General features: G+C 65.7%; 3 protein-coding genes. All 3 read right to left on the bottom strand.

Going from position 1 to position 3,267, the window contains the following annotated elements:
* A partial coding sequence (locus EN906_RS28195) for a phosphatidylserine/phosphatidylglycerophosphate/cardiolipin synthase family protein (protein ID WP_164777414.1) occupies positions 1 to 1,748 on the bottom strand: 1,748 nt, incomplete at its 3' end.
* Positions 1,745 to 2,188 (bottom strand): hypothetical protein, encoded by a 444-nt coding sequence (locus EN906_RS28190; protein WP_127268689.1) that lies wholly within the window; start codon positions 2,186 to 2,188, stop codon positions 1,745 to 1,747. The genes EN906_RS28195 and EN906_RS28190, both read right to left, overlap by 4 nt.
* A 98-nt stretch (positions 2,189 to 2,286) precedes the next feature.
* Complete coding sequence (locus EN906_RS28185; RefSeq protein ID WP_127268690.1) at positions 2,287 to 3,168, bottom strand: LysR family transcriptional regulator; 882 nt, start codon at positions 3,166 to 3,168, stop codon at positions 2,287 to 2,289.
* Positions 3,169 to 3,267: the final 99 nt, after the last annotated feature.

The following is a 3,267-nucleotide window of genomic DNA, read 5'->3' as shown; positions in this document are numbered from 1 at the left end:
GCCTGGGCAAGCTTGGGCGTCAGGTTGAGGTAGGGATTGACGATCTGGATATGGTGCTGGGCAGCGTCGACCAGTTCGACGAAATAGTCCTCCAGCGCATGGCCGTCCTCGTAGGGCACCGAAATGAAGTGTCGTGCCGTGCCTGACGGGCGGGCGCCGTCGGACCGGACCGGAATGGAGAAGGGGCGCGCCAGATTGGTGTCGGCGTCGCGCAGCCACACTGTCGAAAGATGCGCAGCCAGCATTTCGACCGTGGCCGGATCGGCGAACTCGATGTCGAAGTCGCTCCAGTTCGAATAGTAGTTCAGCGAGAGCCCGTCGGTCTTGCCGTATTGCTCAAGGTCTGGATAGCGCGACAGATCGATCGGCTGGTGGAACAGGAAGCCGTCATGGATGTTGCGGCCGCCGATGATGGCGCGCGACCGCCGTGGATCGTCGGCAAGCGTCGCCAGCATCTTGACGTGATGGACCTTGTGCAGTTGTGAAATCTGCTCGTCGATCGGCGCACCATGGTCCGCCCGCCAGCGATATTCCTGCAATTGGACATTGGGGAATTCGGCCGCCAGCCGATGCAGCAGGGCGTCGTCCTTGTCGCGCTCCAGCACGTCGGTGACCAGGATGCGCACCTTGGTGCCGAGGGCTGCATGGTGGCGGATCAGCCGTTCGATGATGCGGCCGGAGAAGTCGGCCTTGAACTCCAGCGACGACAGGTAGATCAGCTTCAGCCTTGGCGCCCTGGAGAAGTCGAGCGGCAGCTCCGGGTCGCCCTTGTCGATGGCGCTGTCGGACAGCGGCGCCCCTATCAGCGCCTCGACCTTGGCGTTGAAGCCATCGCGCGATTTGCGCAGCAGGCGCGGCTTTCCGATCGGCAAGGCGCAGGTCTGCGACAGCCAGCGGCTGGCATAGAAGGCGCGGCTGAGCGCATCGAGGCCGGTGGGGTTAGGCGTCGTGCAACGCTCGTAGCGACTGTCGAAGGCGGCGAGAGCCGGATCGGCGGCCTCTTCGCGCCGAATGGTGAGCGGCGCGCCGGCCGGGGCAAGGCTGGAGCGGATCCTTGCGGTGCAGCGGTTCAGGCCGTCACTCGGAAACAGGCTGACCGTGTCGTCCTCGCCGGACAGGCGAAAACGGAATGCCGTGCCCATGGCGATGGTGCGTGAACCGCCGCCGGCACGGATCGCCAGCGTGCCGTCGCAGATGCCCTCGATGTCGGCCGGTTGCTTGCCGGCCTGGCGCAGCACGACCTCGACGCTGCGCGCCTGCAGGCCGGAGAAATCGAAGATCCTGGGCGCCGAGGGCCGCGCAGCCGCATCGATGTAGAGTGTCTGCCGCGACACCCGCCAGCGTCCGTCGAAATGAGCCTCGCCGCTGTTGGCGCCGGCCGGCGGCAGATGCGTTTCGGCAACCGGCCCGGCCAGTTGCTGCAGTGTCCGGTAGGTCGCCTGGAAATCGCTGTTGCGGATCTCATGGCGGTCGTGACCGAAAGGGCCGGTGCCGTTGGCGCGGTCCATGGCGCCGAGCTGGTGATGGGCGAGCAGCGCCAGGAACCGTTTTTCGTAGTCGTTCGTACCGGCGTCACCGAAAAACTGCGCGGTGGCGATCCGCGGCCCAGCTGTCTCGGCGGAGAGCGCGGGTCGCGCGCAAGCGCTCTGGCCTTGCAGGAGATCGCAGGCATTGCGGCCAGCGCCGGCACAGCCGGCAATGACAGCCAGCCCGAACAGAACGATGGCGATGGATGCGCGACCCTTCACCCGGGCGCTCCGGCCTTCAGGGCGCTCAATTGCGCGGGATCGCGCGGCGGCATGAAGCCCTGCGGGAAGACCTTGCAGACGGGAATGGCGAAGGTGGCGATCAACAGTTCGGCCTCGCCGCGCATTTTGCGTGGCGTTGTCTTGTCGTCGCGGATCGCTTTCGCCGAGGCGACCAGGGTGCCGTCGCAGTCGCAATGGTTGTGGCGGGCGATATAGCAGGCATCATGCGTCTGGCAGACCGCGTCGAGGCGGTCGGCCGGCCGGGCCGATAGATCGCCGGTGCGGGTGCCAGGGCCGCAATAATTGCCCAGGACGAAAGGCGAAGGCCGCGCCATGGCGTAGCGGATCGGCTTGGGCAGCTCGGCCTCCGGGACCTTCGTCCACGGGTTGGCGCAAGCGGAAACGAAAAGCAGCGGCAGGATGGCAAGAACGGCTCGCATGTCTATCCGCGCCAGCTTTCTAAGGGATCGTCTCTACGCGGCGGCTGCACGCCTGATGCCATTCTGGCCGGTTTTGTGGCAAGGAAAAGGCGGCACGGCTAAACAAATAGGCTCCGCTCCCGCTCCACCATCTTGGTGATGAAGCTGGCGACGATCTGGACGCGGCGCAGCGGCCTGACCGATTCGTGATAGACCAGCCAGTAGGCACGGCGGATCGGCGCGACCACATCGACGGATACCAATTCCGGCATCGAGCGGGCGACGAAGGTGTGCAGGATGCCGATGCCGGCGCCCGAGCGCACCGCCTCGGCCTGGCCGAGTGCGGAGGAGATGGCGAAACTGGTGCGCCAGTCGGCGCTGAATTCGCCCGCATAGTCGAGCGAGGGACTGACGATGAGGTCGGGTACGTAGCCGATCAGCGTGTGCTGGCCGAGCTCGGCGGCGGTTTTGGGCAAGCCATGCGCTTCAGCATAAGCGCACGAGGCAAACAGGCCGAGCGAGTAGTCGACCAGCTTTCCCGCCACCAGCCGGCCTTCTGTCGGCCGCTCGACGGTGATGGCGATGTCCGCCTCGCGGCGCGACAAGGAAAAGGAGCGCGGCACCGGCACAAGCTGGATCGTCAGCTCGCGGTGCAGGGCGGTCAGTTCGCCGAGGCGCTTGGCCAGGAAGGCGACACCAAAACCATCAGGCGCGCCGATGCGCACCGTGCCGGAAACGTCGTCGCCTTCGCCTGAAATGGTCGAGCGCGCGGCGATCATGTCGCCCTCCATGCGCTCGGCAATGTCGAGAAAACGCTCGCCGGCGGGCGTCAGCTCGCTGCCGGTGGTCAAGCGGCGAAACAGCTTTGTCCGCAGCGCTTCCTCGAGTGCGGCGATGCGGCGTGAGACGGTGGCGTGGTTGAGCTCCAGCCGTTTGGCGGCGCCAAGGATCTGGCCTGCGCGCGCCACGGCGAGGAAGATGCGGACGTCATCCCAGTTCATGGGGAGGGTCCAGATAACAATTAACGACGCTGCGTTCTGTGGTGGAACTCAATCACTCAATCCGCACGGCAGCAATTGCATCCCACCATTTGCGGGAAT

It is taken from the genome of Mesorhizobium sp. M7A.F.Ca.CA.004.06.1.1 (genome assembly GCF_003999135.1).
GTDB lineage: Bacteria > Pseudomonadota > Alphaproteobacteria > Rhizobiales > Rhizobiaceae > Mesorhizobium.
The sequence above is the reverse complement of the archived record's forward strand: the minus strand, read 5'-3'. Positions and strand labels throughout refer to the sequence as shown.

Coding starts and splice junctions, on each gene's coding strand:
- EN906_RS28190 (WP_127268689.1), bottom strand. CDS start 2,188: ATGCGAGCCGTTCTTGCCATCCTGCCGCTGCTTTTCGTTTCCGCTTGC.
- EN906_RS28185 (WP_127268690.1), bottom strand. CDS start 3,168: ATGAACTGGGATGACGTCCGCATCTTCCTCGCCGTGGCGCGCGCAGGC.